Source organism: Parasedimentitalea nitratireducens, from assembly GCF_057444295.1.
In genome coordinates this window covers 17,418-43,422 of the sequence record NZ_JBYAXC010000018.1, presented here as the reverse complement: position 1 = coordinate 43,422, position 26,005 = coordinate 17,418, and the positions used below count along the sequence as shown (strand labels likewise).

At 55.1% G+C, this 26,005-nt stretch carries 22 protein-coding genes; 14 read left to right on the top strand and 8 right to left on the bottom strand.

Translation table 11 applies throughout. From position 1 onward, the window contains the following. Nucleotides 1–237 precede the first annotated feature (237 nt). A complete protein-coding gene (locus AC2T28_RS23520; RefSeq protein WP_486751049.1) occupies nt 238–948 on the bottom strand; it encodes a glutathione S-transferase family protein in 711 nt (236 codons plus the stop codon). Nucleotides 949–1,047: 99 nt separating this feature from the next. Further along, on the bottom strand, nt 1,048–1,590 hold the full coding sequence (sigZ, locus tag AC2T28_RS23515) for an RNA polymerase sigma factor SigZ (RefSeq protein ID WP_486751048.1): 543 nt from the start codon (nt 1,588–1,590) through the stop codon (nt 1,048–1,050). Nucleotides 1,591–1,810: 220 nt separating this feature from the next. On the opposite strand from sigZ, the gene AC2T28_RS23510 reads away from it, so the two are divergent. From AC2T28_RS23510 to AC2T28_RS23485, 6 genes are all read left to right on the top strand, one after another. Then, a complete protein-coding gene (locus AC2T28_RS23510; protein WP_486751047.1) occupies nt 1,811–2,470 on the top strand; it encodes a hypothetical protein in 660 nt (219 codons plus the stop codon). A gap of 625 nt (nt 2,471–3,095) precedes the next feature. Then, complete coding sequence (locus AC2T28_RS23505; RefSeq protein WP_486751046.1) at nt 3,096–3,575, top strand: ImuA family protein; 480 nt, start codon at nt 3,096–3,098, stop codon at nt 3,573–3,575. Next, a complete protein-coding gene (locus AC2T28_RS23500) occupies nt 3,502–4,968 on the top strand; it encodes a Y-family DNA polymerase (protein WP_486751045.1) in 1,467 nt (488 codons plus the stop codon). The genes AC2T28_RS23505 and AC2T28_RS23500 overlap by 74 nt, the downstream gene beginning before the upstream one ends. Next, the gene (locus AC2T28_RS23495; RefSeq protein ID WP_486751044.1) at nt 4,965–8,249 is read left to right on the top strand and encodes an error-prone DNA polymerase; all 3,285 of its coding nucleotides are present in this window, start codon (nt 4,965–4,967) and stop codon (nt 8,247–8,249) included. The genes AC2T28_RS23500 and AC2T28_RS23495 overlap by 4 nt, the downstream gene beginning before the upstream one ends. Before the next feature lie 131 nt (nt 8,250–8,380). Beyond that, nucleotides 8,381–8,920, top strand: a complete 540-nt coding sequence (locus AC2T28_RS23490) for a putative pterin-binding protein (RefSeq protein WP_486751043.1) — start codon at nt 8,381–8,383, stop codon at nt 8,918–8,920. A gap of 15 nt (nt 8,921–8,935) precedes the next feature. Further along, complete coding sequence (locus tag AC2T28_RS23485; RefSeq protein ID WP_486751042.1) at nt 8,936–11,428, top strand: hybrid sensor histidine kinase/response regulator; 2,493 nt, start codon at nt 8,936–8,938, stop codon at nt 11,426–11,428. Between the two features lie 8 nt (nt 11,429–11,436). On the opposite strand, the gene AC2T28_RS23480 is transcribed toward AC2T28_RS23485, so the two are convergent. Next, the gene (locus AC2T28_RS23480) at nt 11,437–12,123 is read right to left on the bottom strand and encodes a fumarylacetoacetate hydrolase family protein (RefSeq protein WP_486751041.1); all 687 of its coding nucleotides are present in this window, start codon (nt 12,121–12,123) and stop codon (nt 11,437–11,439) included. Nucleotides 12,124–12,488: 365 nt separating this feature from the next. On the opposite strand from AC2T28_RS23480, the gene AC2T28_RS23475 reads away from it, so the two are divergent. The 8 genes from AC2T28_RS23475 (at nt 12,489) to AC2T28_RS23440 (ending at nt 21,038) form a co-directional block, all read left to right on the top strand. Then, nucleotides 12,489–14,102 carry an ABC transporter substrate-binding protein gene (locus AC2T28_RS23475; RefSeq protein WP_486751040.1) on the top strand — a complete coding sequence of 538 codons (1,614 nt, stop codon included), beginning with the start codon at nt 12,489–12,491 and terminating at the stop codon, nt 14,100–14,102. Nucleotides 14,103–14,171: 69 nt separating this feature from the next. Next, on the top strand, nt 14,172–15,101 hold the full coding sequence (locus tag AC2T28_RS23470; protein WP_486751039.1) for an ABC transporter permease: 930 nt from the start codon (nt 14,172–14,174) through the stop codon (nt 15,099–15,101). Then, nucleotides 15,098–15,961, top strand: a complete 864-nt coding sequence (locus AC2T28_RS23465; protein ID WP_486751038.1) for an ABC transporter permease — start codon at nt 15,098–15,100, stop codon at nt 15,959–15,961. The genes AC2T28_RS23470 and AC2T28_RS23465 overlap by 4 nt, the downstream gene beginning before the upstream one ends. Beyond that, complete coding sequence (locus AC2T28_RS23460; RefSeq protein WP_486751037.1) at nt 15,958–17,025, top strand: ABC transporter ATP-binding protein; 1,068 nt, start codon at nt 15,958–15,960, stop codon at nt 17,023–17,025. Before AC2T28_RS23465 ends, AC2T28_RS23460 begins: the two co-directional genes overlap by 4 nt. Beyond that, entirely contained in the window at nt 17,022–18,014 is a 993-nt protein-coding gene (locus tag AC2T28_RS23455; RefSeq protein WP_486751036.1) for an ABC transporter ATP-binding protein, read from the top strand. Before AC2T28_RS23460 ends, AC2T28_RS23455 begins: the two co-directional genes overlap by 4 nt. Further along, nucleotides 18,011–18,811, top strand: a complete 801-nt coding sequence (locus AC2T28_RS23450) for a pyrroline-5-carboxylate reductase family protein (protein WP_486751035.1) — start codon at nt 18,011–18,013, stop codon at nt 18,809–18,811. Before AC2T28_RS23455 ends, AC2T28_RS23450 begins: the two co-directional genes overlap by 4 nt. Further along, the gene (locus tag AC2T28_RS23445) at nt 18,808–20,577 is read left to right on the top strand and encodes a hypothetical protein (RefSeq protein WP_486751034.1); all 1,770 of its coding nucleotides are present in this window, start codon (nt 18,808–18,810) and stop codon (nt 20,575–20,577) included. The genes AC2T28_RS23450 and AC2T28_RS23445 overlap by 4 nt, the downstream gene beginning before the upstream one ends. Nucleotides 20,578–20,588: 11 nt before the next feature. After that, nucleotides 20,589–21,038: a gamma-glutamylcyclotransferase family protein gene (locus AC2T28_RS23440; protein WP_486751033.1), complete on the top strand. Its 450-nt coding sequence runs from the start codon at nt 20,589–20,591 to the stop codon at nt 21,036–21,038. Between the two features lie 36 nt (nt 21,039–21,074). Here AC2T28_RS23440 and AC2T28_RS23435 read toward each other — a convergent pair whose 3' ends face one another. The 5 genes from AC2T28_RS23435 to AC2T28_RS23415 all read right to left on the bottom strand — a co-directional run bounded on the left by AC2T28_RS23435 (nt 21,075) and on the right by AC2T28_RS23415 (nt 25,846). Further along, on the bottom strand, nt 21,075–21,767 hold the full coding sequence (locus AC2T28_RS23435; protein ID WP_486751032.1) for a GntR family transcriptional regulator: 693 nt from the start codon (nt 21,765–21,767) through the stop codon (nt 21,075–21,077). Nucleotides 21,768–21,979: 212 nt separating this feature from the next. Next, nucleotides 21,980–23,167 (bottom strand): carbohydrate porin, encoded by a 1,188-nt coding sequence (locus AC2T28_RS23430; protein WP_486751031.1) that lies wholly within the window; start codon nt 23,165–23,167, stop codon nt 21,980–21,982. Nucleotides 23,168–23,222: 55 nt separating this feature from the next. Continuing rightward, nucleotides 23,223–24,602 (bottom strand): amidohydrolase family protein, encoded by a 1,380-nt coding sequence (locus tag AC2T28_RS23425; RefSeq protein ID WP_486751030.1) that lies wholly within the window; start codon nt 24,600–24,602, stop codon nt 23,223–23,225. Nucleotides 24,603–24,946: 344 nt separating this feature from the next. Continuing rightward, a complete protein-coding gene (locus AC2T28_RS23420; protein ID WP_486751051.1) occupies nt 24,947–25,285 on the bottom strand; it encodes a DUF2141 domain-containing protein in 339 nt (112 codons plus the stop codon). A 72-nt stretch (nt 25,286–25,357) separates the two neighbouring features. After that, nucleotides 25,358–25,846: an efflux RND transporter permease subunit gene (locus AC2T28_RS23415; protein ID WP_486751029.1), complete on the bottom strand. Its 489-nt coding sequence runs from the start codon at nt 25,844–25,846 to the stop codon at nt 25,358–25,360. Nucleotides 25,847–26,005 lie beyond the last annotated feature (159 nt).

The following is a 26,005-nucleotide window of genomic DNA, read 5'->3' as shown; positions in this document are numbered from 1 at the left end:
GAAGGAATGCGGTCCACCTAGGGGAGTTATACTTACCCATAGCGGACCGCCGCCCCGTGAGTGTTGAAGGGGTAAGATTAAGGTAGGCGGCTGTTTCATGCTGTCCAACAAAGGAGACCTTGACGGGTAGCGCGGCGAAGGTCAGATCCGAGCCCAAAGTGATGGATGCTGCACTTTGCTCCAATGTCGGCAATGGAAAACGTGCAGGTCATCAGAAGAGATGACCTGCAGCATTAGTTAGCCGCAGCAACTTGCTGCCTTCTGTTGCGGCGCTTCAGGAACAGATTCCGAAAAGTCAGCGCCACGCCCAAGGAACGTTCGGTCGGCGAGATAAAAGTCCGAAAACTTCTCTTCAAAGTCATCTGCGACGGATTGGACATAGAGGCCAGTGCCAGCCAAAGCAGACTGCCAGGCACGGACTTTTGGATAGTCGGTAAAGAAGTCATAGCCCGTATGCTCTTTAACGATTTGTGCCCTGTGGAGCAGCGGAAGCCAGGCAATATCCACATTCCCGAGTATATCACCGTTGAAGAATGGTCCTTCACCTAGTTGTCGTTCCGCTTTCTCAAAAGCTTTGGTCAGCTTGGCTTCACGTTCAGCTAAGATGGATTTGTCCTTGCTTTGCATGGTGCTGCATTGAACCAAGTAGTGTTTGGACGCCTGATAACTCCACGCACGGTCTTGTGCACGCTGAACTGGAGAGACGCCGACAACAAGGGGCGGCGTGACTTCTTCGATGTATTCGACAATGGCGTCGCTCTCAAAAAGCGCTTCGCCCGCTTCAGTGATCAGCAATGGCACCTGCCCGGTCGGAGAAATGTCCAAAAACCATTGCGGTTTGTCGCTGAGGCTGATGAATTCGATGTCATAGGGCACGTTCTTTGCTTCCAGCAAAGCTGTAACACGCTGGACGAAGGGGCAGATCTTGAAGCTTACGATTTTGATCATCGGTTTGTCCTTTCAATGTCGATGTCTACAAGTGAGACGCGCGACATCTGGAAAAGACGAACATCGGCGGATTTTTTTGTCAGCGCCGATACCGGGTGTTTAGCAGCTATCGCAACCCGGAGAATTCCTAGAGTAGTCCAGAACCGACCCGTCCGCTGCGAACGCAATATCGCAACATTGCTCGAACAACTGGCGCAGTTGCTTCCGGCTCGCTTGAACACGGGATTTGAGTGTTGAGTAACTAATGCCAAGTCTCTCCGCATACTCTTTTTGTGACACGCCGTGAATCTCAACAGCACGAAGAAGATCGCCTATATCGCTAGGAAGCGCGTCCAGGAATGGTTCGACACATCCTTCAAAGGCATGTTCAGTTGTTTCGTTCTGTTCAACGTACCAGAGGTCATCCGCCGACGCTGACGCGCCTCGGCTCTTGCTGCGATAATGATCCATCATTGCGTTCCGTGTGATCTGAAACAACCAGGGCTTGATTTTATCTTCAGATTTAAGCGTGTGCAGTTTCTGAAAAGTCTTGATCAGGGCATCCTGCAAAACATCCTCGACATCCGATGGATTGCGCATTCGAGATAACAGGAAGGCTCGAAGCGATGACTGATATTCTGTTATTACTTTTTCAGCGTTCATTTCGTTTCCAGTCGGTGTCGATACAGTTGGATGGGAACTGTTGTCAGATTTCTGCACTTCTTAGACCAGTTTCCTTAAGCCATCTACTTTCGATCTGTCTAGAAAGCAGCCATTCTCTCCATCCTCACGGATGACGGCAACGTTCGCACCTCGGACCTCTGTTGTCCAAACCGGGTAGGTCCGCTTAGGGTAGGGCGTCCAACAAAGGAGCGAATGTAAGGTGATAGAAAGCCAGTGGAATTCATTACCTGCCGACTTGCAGACGAAGCTATACTCATACGCCAGAAAATATCAGTGGTCAGTTTCAGAGTATGCAGGTGATGCAGAATTTCTCCGTGTAAAGGCTGGGAAAAATGAGGCGATGTTACAGTCATTTCTGAAGGCTGTGGGTTCTTGCCTTTTGCATGGCATCCTTGGCATTTTAGTTGTCGTTTCGTTAGTTGCTGGTTCTCGAGTTGCGGGGTTGACCCCTCAGTACATTCCGTTCTTTTGGGGTGTTGTTGCAGTGGCTGGGCTTTCTAGTTCTCTTGCTCGCTTAGCCGTGCTGTTAAGTCGACAGGTGGTGAAGCATCAAATGGCCACCAAAATCTATGTTCCGGGCCAGTTAGAAACGGCTGCCTATTTTATGAAGCAAGGGCTCACGGCGTCAGACTTACCTGGAACACCTTTTTATCACCCCGACGATATTGCGGGGTTCATTGCTGAAAATGACTTTCCTATCGAAGTCACTCGAGAACTGTATCGTTTCGAACATATAGTGAGAACGAACCTAAAAACCTGCCCTCGAGAGGGGTATTTTCAGTTGGCCGTGCTTTCTCAAGGCCTGTTTGTATTACAGGGGTATTATCGAGATAATCCTGAAGGCAATGTATATTTTTAGGGCGAGCCAGCACACTAAGGTCACCGTATGGGGATAGAGGCTTTCTCAAGGAACCTTAGCGTCGACGATGTCCAACAAAGGAGCCAAAGTCGGCTGTGCAGAGCGTTTCCAAGCGTGTGTTGCGTGGACCAGTTGAAACCGCTGCGCATGGCGGCCCTTGGAGGGGATCGCAGCTAAGGTGGGCAATCCGCCCTTTGTGACAGGCAGGCGGTTGCCTAACGTGAATTAGTCTCGATGTGATCGGACACCGCCCCCTTCCCAGCAAGCTGAAATGGGGACGCTTACTATTCACCTAAAACGACCCTTGTTCGGCAAAGGCCAAATCCAGCTCCCGCAACCAAAAAAATATCACCACATAACAACATGTTAAACCGCGCCTCGGCGGGGGTGGCGTTGGGCTCGAATGATGTTTGCTTTGAACAGCGTAGTAGTTTCAAACAGCGGCTTGATCCTTGGGCAATAGGCGTAGCTGGGCGAAAATGGGGAGTTCCTTCATGGGCGTCTCCTATATACAATTGCCTACATGCCAGATTCCTTTGTAAGAAATTTTCCGTTGCGCCAGGCGCGAACGCACGAAGTTTGCGGGGCTGGGGCACAGGCTTTTGCCTTTGCTTTGGCTGGGCAGATGCGGGCCAGTGTTTTGTGGATAGCAGAGGACTGGCCGACAACGCAGATTAACCCCGTTGGGTTTGGGGGCTATTTTTCGCCGCAAAATCTGTTGGTTGCCAAGGTTAAAGATCAAGTTGACGGGCTGGCCAGTGCCGAAGAGGCGCTGCGGTCAGGGGCCGTTTCCCTGGTTGTGATGGAGCTGAGCAAGCCGCTGAGCCTCTTGGCGGGACGGCGGTTGCAATTGGCGGCGGAGGCCGGAAAGTCAACGGGGCTGTGTATCATTCCCGAGGGCATGGGCAGCAATGCGGCCGAGAGCCGGTGGCGCTGTGAACCGGTTTTTGAGGCTGGGGACTCGACTCTGATGCGCTGGGAAATTATCAAGAACAAAACAGGAACATTAAACGGGTGGACCCTGCGCAGGGATGCAAAAACGAGTCGTGTCATTGTGGTTTCCGAGACTGCCCAGCGACAGGGTTCTGCGTGCACGTCCGGTTGATGCGCCTTTTGCGCTGACATTGCATCAGAAAAGCGCAGACCGGTTGTATTGCCTGAATGCGCAGGCCGAGGCACAGGGGCTGCATCGGGGCATGCCTTTGGCAGATGCGCGTGCGTTTTGTCAGGACCTGCAAAGTCAGCCTGTGGAGATACAGGTCGATCAGCTGTTTCTGAACACCTTGGCACGTTGGGCCAAACGCTATTGCCCCTGGGTCGGATTCGAGGGGCGGGATGGGCTGACCCTGGATGTCAGCGGCTCGGCGCATCTGTTTGGCGGGGAGGCCGCGATGCTGGATGATTTGCGGCGGCGGTTGACCCGTGCGGGGTTGAGCGTTCGGATCGGATTGGGGGATACGCGGGGGGCAGCCTGGGCGCTGGCGCATTTTGGCGAGGGCATTGCTGAGCCTGGTGAGGCACAAAAGCGTCTGGCAAAGCTACCAGTCGCGGCGCTGCGGCTGGAAGAGAAAATCTGCGTTGCCCTGCAGCGGCTGGGGCTGCGTCGGATTTCGGATCTGCAGGATTTTCCAAGGTCCACTCTGACTCGTCGCTTTGGGAGTGAGGTGTTGTTGCGGCTGGATCAGGCGTTGGGGGTACAGCTCGAGGAGATATCTCCACAGCGGGATGCGCCGCATTTTGGCGTGCGGATGAGCTTTCCCGATCCGATTGGGCTGGCTGGGGATGTCATGGCGGGCGTGGGGCGGCTGCTGGAGCAGCTCTGTGCCAAGCTGAACCGCCACGAGCAGGGCGCGCGGGTTCTGGTGCTGAGCTTGCGGCGGGTGGATCAGGCCAGCCAGCAGGTGGAGCTGCGGCTGGCCAGCCCCATGCGCGATGCCGCCCGTATGCTGCCCCTGTTTGAGCGGGGTATTGGTGAGGTGGATGCCGGGTTTGGCATTGATCAGATGCGGCTACAGGCGGTTCGAGTTGAGGCGCTGCCGCCCGAGCAGGTGCGCCATATCCGTCGCGATGATCGCAGCGGCTTGGAGGATCTGATCACGCGGATTGGAGCTCGGATTGGACTGGAGAACATCCAGCGGTTCCTTCCGGCGGATAGTCATATCCCGGAACGCAGTTTTCTGATTGCTCCGGCAGCCTATTCCAGCCCCGAGGAAGGGTGGGACTGTTCGCGTCCACGCCCCTTGTTGTTGTTTTCGCCCGAGCCGATTGAGGCTAATGGGCAGACCCCACCGCGCGCATTCCGCTGGCGGCGGATGTCGTTGACCACTGGGCGGGCAACTGGGCCGGAACGCATCGCGCCGGAATGGTGGCTGTCGGATGACAACTGGCGGTCGGGGGTGCGGGACTATTGGAAGGTGGACACCACACAGGGGCGGCGGTTGTGGATGTTCTATACGCCGCAGAACCCGGGATGGTTTGTGCAGGGGGAGTTTGCATGAGCACGGGTCGAGAAGAATATCCGCAGGCTCCTGTTACAGATGGCTATGCCGAGTTGTGTGTGACCAGCAACTTTACCTTTCTAACTGGCGCCTCGCACCCCGAGGAGATGATTGCGCGCGCGGTGGAGTTGGATCTGGCCGCGATTGCGATTACTGACCGGAACTCACTGGCGGGTGTGGTGCGGGCATATTCCGCGCTCAAGGAATTGCGCCGTACGGCAGAGGAGGAGATGGAGGGACCTGTCTCCTGGCCTAAGCTGATTGTCGGCACGCGCCTGTGTTTGCGTAATAGTTCGGTGGACTGGGTTGCCCTGCCGCAGGATCGGCCTGCCTATGCACGGCTGAGCCGTCTGTTGACCCTTGGCAAACGCCGTGCGCCCAAGGGAGAATGCCATCTGGATATGGCGGACCTGCTGGCCGGTGCCGCCGGGTGCATCCTGATTGCGGTGCCGCAGGCGGGATGCCATGTGGGAAGGGTGATCCAACAGGTGCAAAGAATGGTGCGGCAGTATCCCGGCCATGTGTTTCTGGGCGCAGCGCCACGTTACGACGGCAGCGATCAGGCCTATCTGGAGCATATCGCAGGACTGGCGCATCGAACCGCTGCGCCGATGGTGGCGCTTGGCGATGCTCTGATGCACCACGGTAAGCGCCGTCAACTGGCGGATGTGCTCACCTGTATGCGTCACCACATCACCATTGATCAGATCGGCACACGGGCGCTGCCCAATGCCGAGCGTCGCCTAAAAGGCGCGGCAGACATGACGCGGATGTTTCGCAATCATCCGGCGGCGATCCGGCGTGGTCTGGAGATTGCCGCACGGTGCAGCTTTGATCTGAGCGAGCTGTCCTATCAATACCCGGATGAGATTACAGGGGATGAAGCCCCGCAGGAGCGGCTGGCGCGATTGGCCAAAGAAGGGCTGAAACGGCGCTATCCACATGGGGCACCTGACCGGGCTAAGGCACAGGTTGCAAAGGAACTGGCTCTGGTCGCCAAGCTGAAATTCCCGGCTTATTTTTTGACCGTGCATGACATTGTGCAGTTTGCCAAATCCAAGGGGATCCTGTGTCAGGGGCGCGGGTCGGCGGCGAACTCGATCCTGTGTTATCTGCTGGGGATCACCGATGTCAGCCCGGAAACCATTACCATGGTGGTGGAGCGGTTCATCTCGGAACACCGGGGGGAGCCACCGGATATCGACGTGGATTTTGAACACGAGCGCCGCGAAGAGGTGATCCAGCATATATATGAACGCTATGGCCGTCATCGGGCGGGGCTGTGCGCAACGGTGATCCATTTCCGGTCCCGAGCGGCCATTCGTGAGGTGGGTAAGGTGATGGGGCTGTCGCAGGATGTGACGGCCAACCTGTCAGGACAGATTTGGGGGATGTCCAACGGTGGGGCTGATCCTGAGCGGGTGCGCGAGCTGGGGCTGGACATGAACGACCAGCGGCTGGCCCAGACCATCCGACTGATTGGTGAGGTTATCGGCTTCCCTCGTCATTTGTCGCAGCATGTTGGCGGTTTTGTCATCACCAAGGACCGGCTGGACGAGATGTGCCCGATTGAAAACGCCGCGATGGATGACCGCACGGTGATCGAGTGGGACAAGGATGACATCGATGCGCTGGGGATTCTGAAGGTCGATATTCTGAGCCTTGGCATGTTGACCTGCATTCGTAAGTGTTTTGATCTGATCGCCAAACACGGGGGTGAGCAACTTAGCATTGCCTCTGTGCAACAAGACGACCCGGCCACCTATGACATGCTGTGCGTGGCCGATGCGGTTGGAGTGTTCCAGGTGGAAAGCCGGGCGCAGATGAATTTCCTGCCCCGGATGAAGCCGCGCGAATTCTATGATCTGGTGATCGAGGTGGCGATTGTGCGCCCCGGCCCCATTCAGGGCGGGATGGTACAGCCCTATGTGAAACGTCGGCAGGGGCTAGAGCCGGTCAGCTTTCCCTCGGCCGAGTTGGAGGGGGTTCTGGGCAAAACGCTTGGGGTGCCGCTGTTTCAGGAACAGGCGATGCAGATCGCTGTGGTGGCGGCTGGGTTCACGCCGGAAGAGTCCGACCGGCTACGCCGGTCGCTGGCGACGTTTCGACGGATGGGCACCATTGGCACGTTTCGCGATCAGTTCATCAACGGCATGCTTGCAAATGGCTATGATACCGAATTTGCAGCGCGCTGCTTTTCTCAGATCGAGGGGTTCGCTGAATATGGGTTCCCCGAAAGCCATGCGGCGGCCTTTGCCATGCTGGCCTATGTCAGTGCCTGGCTGAAATGCCATCACCCGGCGGCCTTTGCCTGTGCGCTGCTGAACTCTCAGCCGATGGGGTTTTATGCGCCCGCCCAGATCGTGCGGGATGCGCGTGAACATCGGATCGAAACCCGCCCCATCTGTGTCAACAACAGCGGCTGGGATTGCCATCTGGAACATCGCCCTGATGGTGCGCTGGCCCTGCGGTTGGGCTTTCGTCAGATCAAGGGATTTCGCGAAGAGGACGCAGGGTGGATCGTGGCGGCACGCGGCAATGGCTATCGGGATCCCGAAAGTCTGTGGCTGCGGGCGGGTGTTAAGCCTGCCGTGCTGGAGAGGTTGGCCGAGGCGGATGCCTTTGCGGATATGGGATTGGGGCGACGCAATGCGTTGTGGCGGGTCAAGGCGATCCGGGGGCAGGCACCACTGCCGCTGTTTAACGACCCGATCGAGGGCGAGGGGCTCAATGAGCCTGATGTGGTTCTGCCTGCGATGCATCTGGGCGAAGAAGTGGTTGAGGACTATGTGGCTATGCGGTTGTCACTGCGGGCGCACCCGATGGAGCTGATCCGGCCAAAGGTTCCAGGGTTGACCGCACATGCAACCTTGCCAACGGCGCCGCTGGGTAGGGTTTCGGTCTGTGGTCTGGTCATTACCCGCCAACGACCCGGCACCGCGTCTGGTGTGATCTTTCTGACGCTGGAGGATGAAACCGGGGTGTCGAATGTGGTGGTCTGGCCCAAGGTCTATGAGACATACCGGCGGATTGTCATGGGTGGGCGGCTGTTGCAGGTCACGGGGTATTTGCAGCGCGAAGGCATCGTGGTGCATGTGATCGCGCAAGAGATTGAAGACATGTCGCATATGCTCTCGGATCTGGGGCATCCATTAGACAACGCCATTGGCATCACCCAGCCCCAAGCCGATGACGCCCCGCGCCCGTCGCGTCAGCCTCCAAGTGCCCGGCATCCTCGGGAACAGGCTAAGCGTCTATTTCCGAGTCGGGATTTTCACTGACACATTGACGGAAACCGCCTCTGCATCATTTCAATAGGGAAATCCGGGCCAAGTCGTGCGGCTGTTTGGCATGCCGAATGGCTGGGTACCGGAAATGCCGTGCCAACCTTGCAACGATAGGTCTGTTTATGATGACAAAGAACGCCGGAATACACCATTGGAGAAACGTGCTGAGAGTGATTGTGCTCGTGTTTTTTGCTATGTTTGGCACCGCGTCGGCACAAAGCCATGACGACGTTGTTGTATTGCATGTGGATATTCTGACCCTCACAGCAGGGGAGGTGTCAGAGATATCAACAGTCACTTTCAACATGCTAGAGTTGCAGAATTTCCCAGCCGTAACATTTGAAACCGAAACAATATGGACTGATGGCGAACAGTCGTTCAAAGGCGTATCCTTGGCTGTGTTGCTTGATCATCTGGGCATCTCTGGCGGTACACTCCAAGCGCAGGCGATCAATGATTATATTGTTGAAATCCCTGTATCAAATGCGGTCGAGGGTGGGCCTATCATCGCCTATGAACGCAATGGTGCGCCCATGTCGACACGTGACAAGGGGCCGTTGTGGATTGTGTATCCCTATGACAGCAATCGAGACTACAAGACGGAGGAGATATTTTCCCAAAGCGTCTGGCAACTGGTGCGTCTTACCGTGAAACCTTTAAGCTAAAGAAAGGCGAAGCCAGTGCGGGATAAGCCTGCTCACTCTGCACCCAAACCAGCTATCGTTACTGCCTCGGTTGTACTAAGCGTGTTGCTGATTATGTCGGTGTTTCTGGGCCGCGAAGTGCTGCGCAAGCTGCATGATTTGTCAGTCGCGACCACCGACAACGTGCAGTGGAACCTATCTCAGGGCGAAGTCGAGCATCTGCAAATGCAGGCAGCAGCGCATCGGGCAGAAGATGGTGAAAGCCTGGAGCCCCTGCGGCGGAAATTTGATATCTTCTACAGTCGTATGGTCATTCTGCATGAAAGTCCGCTGTTTGCTACCGTTCGTTCGAAGGGTGAGGGAGAGGAAACGCTGTCCCGGATCCAGAGCCGATTGGACCGACTTGTGCCACTCATTGATGGGGCGGATCTGGAACTGCGTATTGCGCTGTCAGATGTCACCAAGGAGTTGGAGGAAAACGCGCGTGATGTGCGTACGATGACACTGCTTGGGGTGGCGGTGTATTCGCAGGAAGCGGATGCAAAACGGCGGGGTATGGTGGAAACTCTTCGGTTGTTGGGCTGGGTGGTCTTGGCGCTTCTTGCTGCGTTGATCATTACGGCTTTTATGATTGGCAGGTTGTACTATCGAAGTCAGGCATTGGCCGCCGCTAGTGACGCATCAGCCGCGCGAATGAAGGCGATGGTGACGTCATCCTTAGACGCCATTCTTGTGTTGGACGCCAACGGGAAAATCGTTTCCTTTAACGGGGCTGCCGAAGCTGTTTTTGGCTATTCGAAGGATGAGGCAATAGGTCAGGATATGGTTGATTTGATTGTCCCGGATCATCTGCGCGAAAAGCATTCACTTGGGTTTGAACGATACCTTCAAACCGGTGAAGCGGCGTTTATGGATCAGGGGCGTGTACGGCTGGAGGCAAAGCGTAAATCTGGGGAGATTTTTCCAGTGGAGCTGTCTGTGGCGCTGAGCCATTCGGGGGAAGATATCGTATTTGTCAGTTTTTTGCGGGATATCTCTGATCGTATTGAGGCAGAAGCTCAACTGACCCGTGCCCGTGACGAAGCTTTGGCCGGGGCGCGGGCGAAGGAAAATTTACTTACCGTCATGAGTCACGAAATGCGAACACCCTTAAGTGGGGTGCTGGGTTCATTGGAACTGCTTGATGCATCTGGGGTGACGGCCGAGCAGCATAGCTATGTACATGCGATGCGCGTTTCGGGGGAGCTGTTGTTACACCATGTCAACGAGGTGTTAGAGCTATCCAGGCTAGAGGCAGGTGCCGTATCAGAACAATCCCGATCTTTTGACCTCGGGGATCTGATGCGCGGGCTGGTCGATAGCCAGAAGGCAAACGCTCAGATCAATGGAAACTCGCTTGAATTGAGTTGTGACTTGGCTGGTGAGGTCAATGTAACGGGACGCCCCCACCAGATCCAACAGGTCATCCTGAACCTGATTGGAAATGCCTTGAAATTCACCGTGAATGGTATCGTTTCAGTTCGGGTTAAGCGTCTGCTTGATGAGTCTCGGGTCGAGTTTCTGGTCAGTGATACCGGGGAAGGAATTGCTGCAGGTGATCTGGAACGCATCTTTGAGGACTTTGTTACGCTGGACCCCAGCTATGGCCGCACCAGCGAGGGGACCGGATTGGGGCTTGCGATCACGCGGCGTATCGTAGACGCATTGGGAGGAGAGATAGAGGCAGAAAGCGAGCAGGGCAAGGGAAGCCAATTTCGGGTTTCTTTACCGCTTCCGGTGGCGATAATGGATTCAAAAAGTGTTTCGAACCAGCATGCTGAGACAGCAACTGCGAAACGTATACTTGTTGCAGAAGACAACGATATTAACCGGCTGCTATTGGCAAAGATGCTCGAACGTTTGGGGCATAGGGTTGTTGCGGCCGAAGGTGGTGCAGAAGCGGTGCAAGCCGCAGTTGAGGGGCAGTTTGATCTGATCCTGATGGACATCAGTATGCCCGGGGTCGACGGCATCGAGGCGAGTCGCCGGATCCGTGAACAAAAACTGGCCGAGGGAGTTGAAATTGTTGCTTTGACCGCCCATGCGGCTGCTGATGATCATGCCCGTATTCTGAAGACAGGATTTGCCGAAGTAGTGACCAAGCCCATCAGTCGGTTTGAGTTGGGAAAATTGGTGACACGTCACGCCGGCGCTTGGCTGCCTCAAGACGCTGACAAGTCAGACATTGACCAGTTTACCGAGGCACTGGGGGCCGAACGCGCGATGGGCTTCCTTGGAGCATTCTGCACGGAAGTGACCAAATTCCTTGACGATTTGAAAATGGTCTCTGCCGCGACTAACGCACAACGCGACGAGGCGCATCGATTGGCAGGGTCCGCAGCCATTTTGGGTTTGGATGCGCTGCGTCGCAGCTTGCTTGAGATTGAAGGTTCAGAAGAGGGGGCGCCGCTTTCGGTTGCCCCTTTGACACAGGCCTGGGCCGAGGCAGAGGCGGAGCTGAAGGCCCATGGTGCACAGGCCAGCAGATGAAGGGCTGTTTACACAACAGTGACTGTTAGCTCTCCGACACCTTGGACCGAGCCTGTCATGACATCGCCGCGCGTGACGGCGCCGACGCCCGCCGGGGTGCCAGCCATTATCAAATCCCCAGCCGCGATCTCGTAGTACTCGGATAGGTAGCTAATCATTTCGGGCACTTTCCAGATCATCTGGTTGAGATCCCCAATTTGGTGCTGTTCTTCGTTTACCCGAAGCTCGATTTGACCAGAGCTGGGGTGGCCTGTTTCGGCAATGGGGCTGATTGGTGTCATCGGGGCGCTGTGTTCAAAGGCTTTGCCAATTTCCCAGGGGCGGCCGGCTTTCTTCATTTCGCCTTGCAGGTCGCGGCGTGTCATATCCAGACCAACGCCATAGCCAAAGACACAGTCAAGCGCATCGTTGAGTGCTATGTTGGTTCCGCCAGACTTGAGAGCGACAACCAACTCGACTTCAAAGTGAACGTTGGTGGATTTGGCTGGGTAGGGAAACTGCCCAGACGAATTGGCGTTATCTGGGTTCTTTTGAAAGAAAAACGGAGGTTCGCGATCAGGATCATGACCCATTTCAATGGCGTGCTCTGCGAAGTTCCGACCAATGCAATAGATCCGGCGCACTGGAAACACCGATGAGCTGCCTGTAACTGGGATGGAGGTTAGCAGAGGTTTTTCGACCGCATAGTCTGTCATCGCACAATCCAATCCTTGGTGCTTGGTTGCCCTGATCAATCACGATCTTGGCGCGGTATTTCAAGCATCTTCATCACTTGAAATGCTTGAAAGGCACAACTGTATAGATTTCGGCGTCGAAAATGGCCTCGGCAATATGGCATTTGTCAGCAAGTGGTCTGTCTATCATATTGTTGCCAAACGATAATATAAAAATTAGAAATCAAATTGTATTTATGGTTGTTGACCGAATCAAATCCGCCTCCTACTGTCCCTCCAACCGTTGGCGGTACTTGGGTATTTTGGCTGGCGGAGGACGGGGGCAAGGAAGAGGCGAAAACCTCTCTCGAAGATGTCCCCGCATTGCTGCTGACATGGAGATTGAAATGAAATTTAGAAAAGTACTTACACTGCTGTCCACCGTCGCCTGCATTGGTGCAGCGGGCGGGTTGGCAACATCCGCCTATGCCGCCGAGCAAGGGGGCACATTCAACTTTGTTGCGCCCTATGACGGAAGCATCCTGTCGCTGGATCCGCATATGACCAGCAAACAGCAGGATCTGCTGGTAACAAGCAACATCTTCCAAAGCCTGTACCAGTGGGACAGTGAAGAGAACCGCCCGAACCCCGAACTGGTCGAAGTGACTTCGATCTCGGATGACGGGCTGACATATACCTACAAGATGCACTCGGGCATCATGTTCCACAATGGCCGCGAGATGACTGCGGATGATGTGATCTGGTCATGGCAGCGTATGTTGTCGATGAAGCCGGTTAGCCCAAATGCTGGCCACATAGAAATCGTTGCGGGCACCGAAGTGTTTAAGAACGGCGAAGCTGACAGCATTTCTGGAATCACTCGGATCAGTGATCATGAGTTTTCGGTCACACTGAACAGCCGTGTGAACCCGGCCTACTATTTCTATCAGCCCGGCACAGCCATTGTTCCAAGCGAAGAGGTTGAGGCTGCAGGTGACAAGTTTGGTCTTTCCCCTGTAGGTAGTGGCGCGTTCAAGTTTGACGAATGGGTCAACGGCAGTCATGTGTCGCTGTCCAAGTTTGATAGCTACCATGAAGAGGGCAAACCCTATCTGAATCAGTTGAACTTCCGCATCATGCAGGAAGGTGCAACACGCGACATCGCATTCCGTTCGGGTGAGCTGGACAGCACCTTGGTTGAGGCTGCGCAGTACCCGCAGTACACCCAAGATGCCGCGCTGGGCGAGAACTTGGTTGAAGTGGCCGAGATGTTTACCCGCCTGATCAGCCTGAACCCTGAGTTCGAACCCTTTGCGGATAAACGTGTCCGTCAGGCGCTGACATTGGCGATTGACGAAAGCGCGATCAACAAGCGGTTCCTGCGTGGTAAGGCCTATGACCCAATTGGCTGGCTGCCACCCACATCCGAAGGCTTTGATCCTAGTGCGACTGGCCTGGGCTATGACGTTGAAAAGGCCAAGGCGCTGATGGCTGAGGCAGGATACGAGGATGGCTTCAAGCTTGAGATCCTGGGCACAGCCAACGAATCCTACGGTGTAGGCGTGGCCGAGGTGCTGGGACAGTTCCTGGATGACATCAATGTTGAGATCAGCACGCAGCAGCTCGAAGGTGGCATCCTGTATGACCGTCTGGTTGCAGGTGACTATCAGGGCATCATCTGGTCGTTTGGTTCTGGTGCTGACCCGCTGAAGGCTCTGAACCGTTGGCATTCGTCCACTGCCAATACATCAGGCAACTATGTCCACTATAACAACGCCGACTATGACGCGCTGCTGGATCAAGCTGCCACGACAAATGATCAGGACGAGCGGGTGAAGCTGCTGCAACAGGCAGACCGTATCTTCCAGGACGACGCACCTGTGTGGATCTTCAACTACAACAAGGCGGTGCTGGCAGTGCAGCCTTGGGTGCATGGCATTCAGCCGGTTGCGATCGAAATCATGTATCAGGATTTCGCAGACGTCTGGGTGGATTCCTCCTCTCCTCGGGCTGGCCAGTAAGGCCCGCACGCTTGGCTGCGGTGATTTATTCACCGCAGCCCTTTTCTTGAATACAACCCGAGCCCTCCCATGACCTCTTTTATTCTGCGACGCCTGTTGCAGTTCATTCCTACCGTGATTGGTGTGACCCTGATCGTGTTCCTGTTGCTGAACCTGGTGCCCGGAAACGCGGCGCTGGCAACGGCGGGGCGGCTAGAGCTGGACGCCGATGTGGTGGAGCAGCTGCGCAAGGACTTTGAGCTGGATAAGCCGGTGGTGGTTCGCTACGCGAATTACCTGGGCCGTTTGGCGCAGGGCGATATGGGGAAATCCATGCTGCGTCGGTATGACGTAGCCGAGGTGGTGTTTGGCCGGGTAGGGGCCACGCTAAAGCTGGCCTGTGCAGCGCTGGGCATCGCGATCTTGATTGGGGTTCCATTGGGGTTCATTGCTGCACTCAGGCAAGGCAGCTGGCTGGATATCGGGTTAACGGTGGCCTCGGTCGCGGGGGTGTCGATCCCGCAGTTCTGGCTGGGCATCCTGATGATGTATGTGCTGAGCTTTAGTCTGAATCTGTTGCCAACATCGGGGTACGGTGACGGGGCATTGGCCAATCTTGTCATGCCCGCCCTGACCTTGGGTGTGGGCTATGCCGCCCTATTGGCGCGGATCACGCGGGCCTCGGTGATAGAGGTTCTGTCGACCGACTACATTCGCACCGCCCGAGCCAAGGGGCTGCATCCGACCGCCATCAATCTGCGTCATGTGTTCCGCAATGCTTGTGTTTTGATCCTGACCACCGCCGGCTTGCTGTTTGGCTCGCTGATGGGGCAGACGGTTGTGGTCGAGCGTGTCTTTGCCTGGCCCGGCGTGGGCTCGCTGCTGGTCGAGAGTATCTTTCAGCGCGACATTCCGGTGGCTCAGGGCTGTTTGCTCGTCATCATTCTGGCATTTCTCATCGTCAATCTTGCCGTTGATATCCTGTATCGCGCCATCAATCCGCGGATCGAGTTCAAATGAGTACATCTGTGATGACCCACCGCTTGATGCGACAAAAGAACTTGCTGGTTGGTGGCAGCATAGTCGCCATTGCCGTGTTGATGGCCGTGTTTGCGCCGCTTATCGCGCCGTTTGATCCGGTGCATGATGCCGACATTATGCGGTCTGAAATGTCGCCAGGGCTACCTTATCTATTTGGCACGGATTCCCACGGGCGTGATGTGTTTTCGCGTGTGGTTTACGGCGCGCAGGTGTCGCTGAGTGTTGGCTTGATCACCCAAGTGCTGAACACCTGTATCGGGGTCAGCCTAGGTCTGATCGCGGGATACCGGGGTGGCCTGGCGGATGACATGATCATGGGGCTGACCAATATCATGCTGTCGATCCCGGTTGTGGTCTTTGCCCTCGCCATCATGGCTGCGCTGGGGCCAGGATTGATCAATCTTTACATCGCGCTGGGCCTGACCAATTGGTCTTATTCCTGCCGCCTGACACGGGCGCAGGTGCTGTCAGCCAAGCAGAGCGACTATGTCAAAGCCGCGCGGGTGCTGGGCTATGGTCATTTCCGCATCATGTTTGGCCAGATCATGCCCAACGTGTTGGGGCCGGTGCTGGTGATTGCTACCCTTGGCGCAGCCGAGGCAATCCTGATGGAGGCGGCGCTGTCCTTCCTTGGTCTGGGTGCGCAGCCGCCGACACCTAGTTGGGGCGGTATGCTGTCTTCGGCGCGTGATCAGTTCTTTACCGCGCCTTGGCTGTCCATCTTTCCGGGTCTTGCGATCTTTGTGACCGTGCTGGGGCTGAACTTGTTTGGTGATGGATTGCGGGACATTCTTGATCCGCGCAGTACCCTGAAAAACAGCGGTGGAGGCACAGCATGACCGTGCAATTCCAACAGGACAAAGGTGTTGGACAGTCGCTGGGACCGTTGCTTGATCTGCGCGGTTTGCGGGTTGGGTTTAACAGCCCAACTGGCGAAGTTCCGGTGGTGCGTGATGTCAGCTTTTCCATCAACCCGGGCGAAGTGGTTGGATTGGTTGGTGAAAGCGGGTCCGGGAAAAGTGTGACCGCGCTATCGCTGTTGCGCCTGATTGCCTCGCCGCCTGGAAACATCCGGGCAGGGCAGGCCTTGTTTGAAGGGCAGGATCTGTTTCAGTTGTCTGAAGCTGAGATGCGCAAGATCCGTGGCAATCGCATTTCGATGATCTTTCAGGAACCGATGAGCTCGTTAAACCCACTGATGCCCATTGGACGTCAGATCTCTGAAGTGTTTCAACTGCACCAGGGGCTGGGCCGGGCGGAGGCCCGTAACCAGGCAATTGCAATGCTGGAACGGGTGCAGATCCCGGCTGCCAAACGACGCATGAAGGATTTCCCACATCAACTGTCCGGGGGCATGCGGCAGCGGGTGATGATTGCCATGGCACTGTGCTGCAATCCGGCAATGCTGATTGCGGATGAGCCAACCACGGCGCTGGACGTGACGATACAGAACCAGATTATGGAGCTGATCATGCAGTTGCGGGCCGAGTTTGGCAGCGCGGTGTTGATGATCACCCATGATCTGGGAGTGATTGCAGAAACCGCGCAGAAGATGGTGGTGATGTATGCCGGTCAGGTGGTTGAAGCCGGCCGGGTGGACGAGATCTTTGCTGCGCCTGCACACCCCTATACCAAGGCCTTGATGCAGTCGGTTCCAGTGCTGGGGCGGCGGGCAAAATATGGCAGGCAGCGGCTGGCCGAGATTTCTGGCACGGTGCCCGATCCAGCCAAGCTGCCGCCGGGGTGTGCGTTTTGCAATCGCTGTGAAATGGCGCAGCCGCAATGCCAGTCTGTCGCGCCAACTCTGACTGAAAATAGCGCTGAGCGTTCGGTGCGATGTCATTTTCCTTTGATCCAAAACCAGCCCGAAAACACAGGCGCAGACCAGATGGTGCCCTCATGACCAAACCTGAAACCCCGCTGTTGTCCGTAAAGGGGCTGAAGGTGCATTTCGGCTCTAAATCAAGGCCTTTGCGGGCTGTTGAGGATGTCAGCTTCTCGATCAATCGAGGCGAGACGCTGGCGATTGTTGGTGAAAGCGGCTGTGGTAAAACAACCACCGGAATGGCGGTGTGCGGGTTGCAAGAGAGCACCGAGGGGCAGGTAATATTTGATGGCCTGTCTCAGCAAGAGATTGCTGCGTTGCCTGCCCGCGAGCGGATGCAGTATCGGCGCCGGGTGCAGGTGGTATTTCAGGACCCATTCTCATCGCTGAACCCCCGGATGTCTCTGGCGCGCACGTTGGAAGAGCCAATGCGATTGCACGGTGCGACCCGTGCCGAGGCGCGGGAGCGGGCAGATTGGTTGCTGGACAAGGTGGGGCTAAGACCGGCGCAGCGTGATCGCTATCCGCATGAGTTTTCGGGCGGCCAACGGCAGCGGATCGGCATTGCACGGGCACTGTCATTGGACCCGGACCTGATTATCTGTGACGAGGCGGTTTCGGCGCTGGATGTTTCGGTGCAGGCGCAGATCATCAACCTTCTGATGGATCTGCAGGATGATCTGGGGCTGTCTTATCTGTTTATTTCACATGATCTGGCAGTGGTCGAACATATCGCGGATCGGGTGGCGGTAATGTATCTGGGCCGGGTGGTTGAAGAGGCCCCGTGGGAGCAGTTGTTCACCGCGCCCAAGCATCCCTATAGCAAGGCACTGCTGTCAGCGATTCCGCGTCCAGACCCAAGCTATCAAAATACGGATCGGATCACCTTGTCTGGCGGAATACCGAATCCGATGGATCCACCCAGCGGCTGCGCATTTCATACTCGGTGTCCGAAAAAGGAACCTCAGTGCAAACTGTATCGCCCTGAACTGGAGACACTTGCGGAGGAACACAAAGTAGCCTGCCACCCGGTGACGCAAGATCAATATGGATCGCTATCGGCATGACACTGACAGTAGCATTCATCGGCGTCGGACACTTGGCTGAGTACATGATACAAGGTCTGCGCAAGGCGGACAAAGCAACGCAGATATGGTTGTTGGCGCGTAGCCAAGAGCGGGCGTTGAAGCTGTCGAGCTGTGACCCCAACACTCATCTTGCGAGTGATAGGCAGGCCGCTGTGGAGCAAGCCGATATCATTGTGGTTGCGACGCGCCCTGACGATGTTGAGCCTGCTTTGTCCAGCCTTCGGTTCCTGTCACATCAATCCATTGTCAGTGTGGCTGCGGGTGTAGACTTGGCCGCACTGTCAGCGGTTTGTGCCCCAGCCAAAGCCGTTCGCAGCTTGCCCTTGTCTTGTGTGTCGATCCAGAAAAGCCCAACACTGGTTTATCCCGATGACCAGATTGCGACGGATTTTTTAAGTCAGTTAGGTTCTGTGCATGTACTGGAGGACGAGAACCAGTTCCCCGCAGCAACCGCGCTGACCGGCGCGCTGTATGCCTGGCTTTTTGCCCTGATGGGCGAGACTTATGAATGGGCAAAGACCAGTGGGTTGCCGGATGGCGTGGCGCGAGAGTTGGTGCAGGATACATTTGCCGGTGCTGCGGCGATGGCGAAGTTTCAGGGCGGTGTGAGTTTTGATGACATCTGGGAGTCATTGGCCACTCCCGGCGGGATTTCGGAGCAAGGGCACCGGGTAATATCCGAACGGCATGGGTTCCAAGCGTTTTCGGATGCGCTGGGCGCGGTGCGGGATCGTTTGGGTGGGGCTGAGAAAGCTTCCTCAGAGGAGAACTCATGAAGGTCGCCAGCTTTGACGGGCGAATGTCGGCCATTCGCTCTACGCCTCTTCCTGATATTTCATCTCTATTTGCCGAGGCAAAGCAGGCCGCGCAGCATATCACGATTGGGGGCACAGCTGCCTTTGATCGGTGGGGTGTGAGTTCTGAGGCCGAGTTCAAGCGCCAATGCATCAAGGATGGGGAGATCACCTATCACGCGCATATTGGCATGGGCAGTTGGGGGCTGACCACGCAGGCCTTGGATTTTCTGTGGACCGAAGGGGCCAATGCCGGAGCTGAGGTGCATCGGGCAGGACTTTGCCTGGATCGACGTATGGGGCTGCCCGAGCAGGTCCGGTCCAAGGCGGCAGCTGAAACAGGCCCTATGTTGGAGACCACATCGGATTGGCGTGAGATTGGCCAGCAGACCCCAATCCAGCCCCATATGGGCGATTTCATGATTGGGTTTCCGTCGTCCTTCGCCAATACCGTGCATGCGTTGCGGGCCGGAGTGACGACGATTGGGAACCTGTCGCAGTTTTTCTCGCACGAGGCGCCGGGGTGGACAGACCCAGTTGCCACTGCCGTGGAAACAACCAAGGCCATCGCATTGCTGTCGCAGTTCCGCGACCAAGGCGTGATGCTGCACTCCTATCTTGAGGATGGGTTTGGTGCGTTGTTCTTTGACTGTACCACCATTGCCGGTTGGGCGCTTCTGGAACGCTATATCGTCGAAGAGCTAATGGGGGCGAAGCTGTCCCATTGCATTGGCGGACTCACCTCGGACCCGGTGAAGCGGGCAGGGTGGGTTTTCGCCTTGGATCGGATCCATCAGGGTGAGTGCCTGGGGTCGATGTTCTATGGCGACACTATTTCGTTCACGCGGAACTTCGACCAGAACCGGGCGATGATCGCGGAATACATGTTGTGGGACATCATGGCGCAGCTGGCTTGCCCGACCGGTCACGCAGTGCTGCCCTTGCCGGTGACCGAGGCGATCCGCGCGCCTTCGGCCCAAGAAATCCTTGAAGCACAGGTGTTGGGGCAGCGGGTTGAGGCGACGGCGCGTCGGCTGTTGCCACGAATGGATTTCAGCGACAGCCATCTGTTTGCCGATAAGATGTTGGAACACGGCCAACAGGTGTTCGACAACGCATTGGCGGGGCTGGAACAGGCTGGAGTGGATATTAGAAACCCGCTGGAGCTGCTGTACACATTGAAGATGCTAGGCCCAGCGGTGTTCGAAGAACGGTTTGGGGCAGGGGCACCTGATAGCGGCGAGGCCCGTGGGCGGAAAATCATCGTACCCACTGATATTTTCCAGCAGTCCATCGCCAAGTATCAAGACAGCCTCACCTCGTTTCAGGACCCCAAGTTGATTGAGCGGCTCAAGGGTAAGCGGTTGCTGTTGGCCTCGGCGGATGTACACGAGCACGCAATTATCGTGCTGAATTGGCTATTGGCGCACGGCAAGGCCGAGGTGAATTATCTGGGTGCAGAAGCCAGCCCCCAAGCCGTTGCCGATGCAGCGAACGGCATGGATGCCATACTTGTCAGCACCCACAACGGAATGGCGTTGGAATATGGCGAGCAATTGAAGGCTGCGCTGCGGGAGAGATCCCTTGATCTGCCCATCTTATTTGGCGGAGTATTGAACCAGAAAATCCCGGATCAAGAGATCCCCGTGGATGTCAGCAACGCCCTGCAAAACATCGGAATCCAATCTGCCACCTCGGACGCCGGGGCGCGGTTGGGCCGCTTTCTAGAACATAAAAACCAGACTTAGGAGAATTTAAAATGTTGCACTTTGGATTTGGGTCCAACCTACAGATGAGCTTTCTCAAAGAGATTTTGCCAAGCGCAGAGTTTCAGCAGAAGGCTTATATCCCGAACTTCGAAATTCAGTTCAATTTCTATTCCAAGATCCAGAACGCCGGGATCAGTAATATCATGCCTGCACCAGGTAAGATGGTGCATGGGGCCTTGTTTGAGGTTCCGGAGCAGGAACTGTTGGATCTGGATGTCAAAGAAGGCGTTTACATCGGCGATTACGAGCGTCAAACATTTGTAGCGCTGGGCGATGATGGCAAGTGGCACGAGGCTGATCTGTATCGGGTGATCGATCCGCAGGGGCCGTTTAAACCAGCCAAGAACTATGTCAAAGGCATGCTCGAAGGTGCGCGTGAGCTGGCGCTAGACCCGGCTTATGTCAAAACGATTGAGGATTTCTACGCCGAGTCCCACTGACCTAGGCGAAGTCGAATTTACATCAGCGAGGTTGGGCTAGAAATTCAGCCCGGCCTTTTCTTGTTCCATCTGAACCAGGTTGTCACAGGCATTGATACGGCTGTTTTCGATGTGTTCAGCAAGCAGCTGTTCAGCCTTTTCAGTGTCACGCGACAGGATAGCGTCGAGAATGCGCCCGTGATCATTTTCGTTTGACGTATTGCGGGTGACATAGCGCAGGCTGGCCTGATATTTCAGATGCAACAGATCAAAAGTATTGCGCAGGGCCCGCACCCTTAGGGCCTGATTAGACAGCCGTGCGATGGTCAGATGGAACTCCATATCCGTGATCAGCTTTTGGGTCATATAGACATTGTCCAAAGCCTCAAGATACTCGGCATGTGCAGTCTTCAAGGTCTGCTCACCTGCTTCATCCAGGTTGGCAATTGTTTCGCGCAACAAGGAGAGTTCCAGCAAAGCGCGAAAACGGAACAGCTCATCCACCTCTTCAAGCTTTAGTTGCTCGATGAAATAGCCCTTGTTGGGTTCGCGCCGGACAATGCCCTGAAATTCCAGAAATTTGAGTGCCTGAACCACCGGGGTTGGGCTCATCTTCATGTCATCAGCAAGTTCTTGGAACGGGATTTTCTGGCCGGCCACCAGCTCATTGTGAAACAACATCTGGCGAATTCCATTATAGGCCTTTTGCGTCAGATCAACTGAGGGCTTCTTTTCAGTTTTCTTGGCCATTTAAACTCGCAATTTGAAGGGAAAAAGGGGACCTTTAGTCAGAAAATACTATTCCGCAGCGGCAGATAGATCAAGCAGGACAACTGGAAGTAACGTGCATCAATTTCGAACACAAGGGGCGAGCGCCGCGTATCAAGGGGATCGGGTTTGCGACCGCAATGCCGTTGAACGTGAGGCGTGCTCGACACCAATAGCAGGCTTGTAGTTACACTCTAGAACACAATCCGCGCCCGAAGTCCGGCTATCGTTATGCTGTTTTGCGCTGGGTTATTCAGTGGGTTGTGAATGTACTGCAACGAAGGGGTGATTTGCAGGCCGGGAGAAATAGAAAAACGGTAGAATAATTCTGCGGTTGTTTGGCTACCGGGAACACCTTTTGCCTCAGCCCAGTTCAAGCCCAGCCCACCCAGATCAGTGTTGTGACCGTAGTACCCAATACCGGCAGACACAGACCGCTCGTAAAGCGCTGCCGTGCCTTTGGATGCCCCAGCGCGCAGGAAGGGCATCCACTTGTTATCAATGAACCAAGCTGCAGAAAAGGAAGCGCCGTAGTCCTCAGCCCGACTGCCATCGGTCGCGGCATCTCCGTGCCACAGGGTCAGGTGGATGTTGTCGAAATAGATCCGGTCAAAGCCGCTTGTGTAACCAATCTCGAGACTTTTGTAGAGATCACCATCTGAAAAGACGTCAAGGTCAGGTTCTGTCGGATCGGCATTGGCGTCTGCCACGGCACCGATGACGTAGAAATTGCTGCCCAGTTTGGCGCCACCAGCAATCCCAAGCCCCTGGTTTGGGGCATTGATGGTTGGGTTGGTGTTAAAGGCCAGGTTTTGGAACGAGGTATAGGGGCTGACCAGCCCGTAGATATCAGTGAAATCCGTGACGTCGAGCTGGCCAATTTGCAGCGTCCAAGAACCGTCAGCCGCGCGCTGGGTCCAGAACAGATTTGTCAGCATTGTGCCATTGCCATTAAAGGCGGTTCCGGTGATCGACAGCGCCCCCCCGTCGAGACCCAGAAACTGCGGAGCGACTGCGCCATAGGTGTGGCGGTCTTCGATTTTGAAAGTCAGCGATCCTAGCTCGGTTGCTTGCCAACTACCGTATAAACGGGCGATGCCCCCGCTGGCATGACCCTCGCCCATGTCCGAGGTCGAGGACTGACCAAGCGACAAGTAATCAATGTTAAATTTGAATCGCTGTTCGCCGAGTTGGTCTTTCCATGCAGACCAACCGGGCGCGACATTATTGGGGAATTCTGAACGGAACTGGGGATCGGCTAGACCGTCACCGGGATCCAGATCGGCCTGAACCGAAGAAGGGCCTCCTAGGCCCTGCGCAACACTCGAAACTGGTAGGGCCAGCAAGCAGAGCGTGGCCATCACTTGGAAACTACGGTTCATCTTTGGGTCTTTCGAATGAGGTGAATGGGGCGGCCCAAAAGAGCCGCCCAAATTATCAATCGAGTGTATTTTTATAGATAACGCCGTCTTTCATGATCAGGCGGATGGTTTCTGGGCTGTCCGGACGCGGGGCCGCAGTGAACCATTCATCGCCTGTACCGATCACAGTTATGTCTTCGAGGGGATTGCCGTCTATAAGCAGAAGGTCAGCGTAGGCACCTGCTTCAATCACCCCCAGTTTTCCTTCAGGGTAAGGGTTCATGAATTCACCTGTTAGCGCGGCGATTTCTCCACCAACCGAGGTTAAAGCAACTAATGTTGTGTGGTTGCCAAAGAATTCGGCGTTCAGGTGCTTTTCGTATGCAACCTGAATGTTGCAGGCAACGGCGTTACCGACACAGTCAGTGTGGAAACCGCGCTTGGCTGGGCATTCGCGCATATTGTCGAGATATCCTTCAAACTCTTTTTGCGCAGCAATTGCTTTGCGGAAGCTGGATGGAACGTCACGCACAGCTGGAATATCCAGAAGGCCGGGATCAAATGCAGTTAGGTTTGTGGTGATGTAAGCACCTTTTTCTTCCATCAGGGCCCCAACTTCACAGGTGTAACCGAACCCGTGTTCCAACGACATCGCACCCAGCTCCAACGCTTTGATCATCAAAGGTGTGCGGTATGAATGTGCCATCACATAGGATCCATAGGCGTTTGCCACCCAAACCGCCGCAGAAAACTCTTCGTCTGTGTAGCTGTCCATCTGCCATGGGTCGAACGCAGAAGTCACGCCGCCGGATTGCATGACCTTCAATTGAGTTGCACCCATGCGGAAATTGTTGCGCGCAGCTTGCAAAACTTCCGCCTTACCGTCGGCTTCTCTTCCAATGTTCAAATACCCGATTTGTCCTTCGTCGCCGGGCTGCCCAGTGAACGGCTGAAAATCAGAATGCCCGCCACGAGGGCCGATAAATGCGTTCGACGGGTACATCCGCGGGCCATCAAGAAGCCCTGCATCAACGGCGCGTTTTATGCCAGCATTCATGCCGCCTGCGTCGCGGATCGTGGTGAAGCCCTGCATCAGATACATTTCTGACATGAGAACCGCGTTAACAGCCATGTCTTCCCAGGTCAGGTTGGTCTCATGTCCCGGAACTGTTGGTCCAGGTAAAGCAAGATGGGTGTGGTTGTCGATAAAGCCTGGCGTCAAAGTGCGGCCACCGCCGTCGATTATCTCTGCGTTAGGGGCATCAATTGCCTCGGTTGAAACCGTTTTGATGAGGTTGTTTTCGATCAACACACTGGCGTTTTCCATCAGGGCTTCGTTGGTGCCGTCAAAAATATTGACGTTTCTGATCAAAACTTGCACGGGGTCTTGTGCCATTGCCGCTGTTGCAAGTGTCGCCCCAACGACAGCTCCGGCTAAAATTCGAAAGTGCTTCATGTCTTGCTCCCAATTTTACTGTTTAAACGTGCTTGTTAATTGCCTTGTATTGTTCGTGCGCCGGACATCGCCGCCATTAAGGTCGGCAGACTGTTGCAGGCTAGGTAGAGTTCAAAATGCGAGAGTCTACGTTTTCTGTTCAACTTCCAGTACTTTAACTGGATGTTGGAATTTGAAAAGGCATTGGGGACATTACGACGGCAATGCCAAAACACACCAGGGGGGATTGTTGGGAGTGGATTGTAGTCACCTTGGTGTGTCATCACTGAAAATTCGCTAAATTAGTCATTTAAAGCCTTGGGTGACGGCCCAAAACTGGATCGTCACTTAGAAAACGGTCAAACTTACTGATCGTAATGAATGGGAATTCGAATATTTCCAGGCCAAACAGAGGCGGCTGCAAAGTCTGGATCGTCTTCGGGCTTTGTCGCTCGGGTTGCTCCTAAACCTTCCAGCAGTTGGGTATCGGCTGCGTTCAAATCTTCATCGCCGGTTTCTTCCTGGAACAGGAAAATCGCATAGGGCCCTTTGGTCATGTTCTTGAATTCATGACGGATGCTGCCTTGTTTTGCAGTAATTTCGCCAAAATCTACCGCCTTCCACACGTTGAGATTTTCAAAGGCGCGTTTGTTGTCGAATACAAAAATCAGAACGTTGCCCTTGGAACTGCGCAGCCCTTCGATTGTGACATTCTGTCCTTGGGAAAGGCGGGTGACGAGAGTGAAAGGCTGAGGACGCTGGTAAGAATGAGTTTTTTAATCATGATTAAATCCTTGGTTTAGCTTGGAGGTGGAGTGGGTGAAAAGTGCAAGCACATCTTCGGTGATTGCGATGAGTACGGGGACAAGAACCAGCATCAGCGCGGTTCCAAACAGTTCGCCAAAAGCCAAAGAAACTGCTGCAGGGATAAGATACTGTGCCTGTTCCGAGGTTTCCGACATCAGCGGTATCAAACCGATCACAGTCGTAGCTGTGGGTAGGAAAATCGCCTTGAATCGGCCTGTGCCAGCACTGTGCAGAGCTTGGGCAACGGTTTGGCCGACGTCACGGGATTGGTTGTAGTGGGTGATCATCACAAGACTGTCGTTCACAACAACGCCTGTCAGTGCCAACATGCCAAAGAGCGAGAAAAGCGACAGTGTGACTCCCATGATCATATGCCCAACCACGGCGCCGATGAAGCCAAAGGGGACGATGGCCAGAATGACAAAGGGCTGCCAATAACTTTTCAATGGGACAGCCATACAGGCGTATGGCCAAAATATTTTCCCGCATTGTATTCTCCAGACAATCAGCTCGAAGCCGCAGGCGACTATCGGAGCCAGGGGCGACCGGCGCAGCCTGTTTTGTTGAACCGTTGTACACACAAAACATTGCTTGCTGGTCTTAACTAATTCAAATGA

Bases quoted from the DNA above. Each gene is read 5' to 3' on its own strand.
- AC2T28_RS23480 (WP_486751041.1), bottom strand. From the start codon at position 12,123: ATGACAGACTATGCGGTCGAAAAACCTCTGCTAACCTCCATCCCAGTT.
- AC2T28_RS23505 (WP_486751046.1), top strand. From the start codon at position 3,096: ATGCGGGCCAGTGTTTTGTGGATAGCAGAGGACTGGCCGACAACGCAG.
- AC2T28_RS23475 (WP_486751040.1), top strand. From the start codon at position 12,489: ATGAAATTTAGAAAAGTACTTACACTGCTGTCCACCGTCGCCTGCATT.
- AC2T28_RS23460 (WP_486751037.1), top strand. From the start codon at position 15,958: ATGACCGTGCAATTCCAACAGGACAAAGGTGTTGGACAGTCGCTGGGA.
- AC2T28_RS23440 (WP_486751033.1), top strand. From the start codon at position 20,589: ATGTTGCACTTTGGATTTGGGTCCAACCTACAGATGAGCTTTCTCAAA.
- AC2T28_RS23470 (WP_486751039.1), top strand. From the start codon at position 14,172: ATGACCTCTTTTATTCTGCGACGCCTGTTGCAGTTCATTCCTACCGTG.
- sigZ (WP_486751048.1), bottom strand. From the start codon at position 1,590: ATGAACGCTGAAAAAGTAATAACAGAATATCAGTCATCGCTTCGAGCC.
- AC2T28_RS23490 (WP_486751043.1), top strand. From the start codon at position 8,381: ATGACAAAGAACGCCGGAATACACCATTGGAGAAACGTGCTGAGAGTG.
- AC2T28_RS23425 (WP_486751030.1), bottom strand. From the start codon at position 24,602: ATGAAGCACTTTCGAATTTTAGCCGGAGCTGTCGTTGGGGCGACACTT.
- AC2T28_RS23415 (WP_486751029.1), bottom strand. From the start codon at position 25,846: ATGGCTGTCCCATTGAAAAGTTATTGGCAGCCCTTTGTCATTCTGGCC.
- AC2T28_RS23520 (WP_486751049.1), bottom strand. From the start codon at position 948: ATGATCAAAATCGTAAGCTTCAAGATCTGCCCCTTCGTCCAGCGTGTT.
- AC2T28_RS23435 (WP_486751032.1), bottom strand. From the start codon at position 21,767: ATGGCCAAGAAAACTGAAAAGAAGCCCTCAGTTGATCTGACGCAAAAG.
- AC2T28_RS23500 (WP_486751045.1), top strand. From the start codon at position 3,502: ATGCAAAAACGAGTCGTGTCATTGTGGTTTCCGAGACTGCCCAGCGAC.
- AC2T28_RS23465 (WP_486751038.1), top strand. From the start codon at position 15,098: ATGAGTACATCTGTGATGACCCACCGCTTGATGCGACAAAAGAACTTG.
- AC2T28_RS23495 (WP_486751044.1), top strand. From the start codon at position 4,965: ATGAGCACGGGTCGAGAAGAATATCCGCAGGCTCCTGTTACAGATGGC.
- AC2T28_RS23455 (WP_486751036.1), top strand. From the start codon at position 17,022: ATGACCAAACCTGAAACCCCGCTGTTGTCCGTAAAGGGGCTGAAGGTG.
- AC2T28_RS23450 (WP_486751035.1), top strand. From the start codon at position 18,011: ATGACACTGACAGTAGCATTCATCGGCGTCGGACACTTGGCTGAGTAC.
- AC2T28_RS23445 (WP_486751034.1), top strand. From the start codon at position 18,808: ATGAAGGTCGCCAGCTTTGACGGGCGAATGTCGGCCATTCGCTCTACG.
- AC2T28_RS23430 (WP_486751031.1), bottom strand. From the start codon at position 23,167: ATGAACCGTAGTTTCCAAGTGATGGCCACGCTCTGCTTGCTGGCCCTA.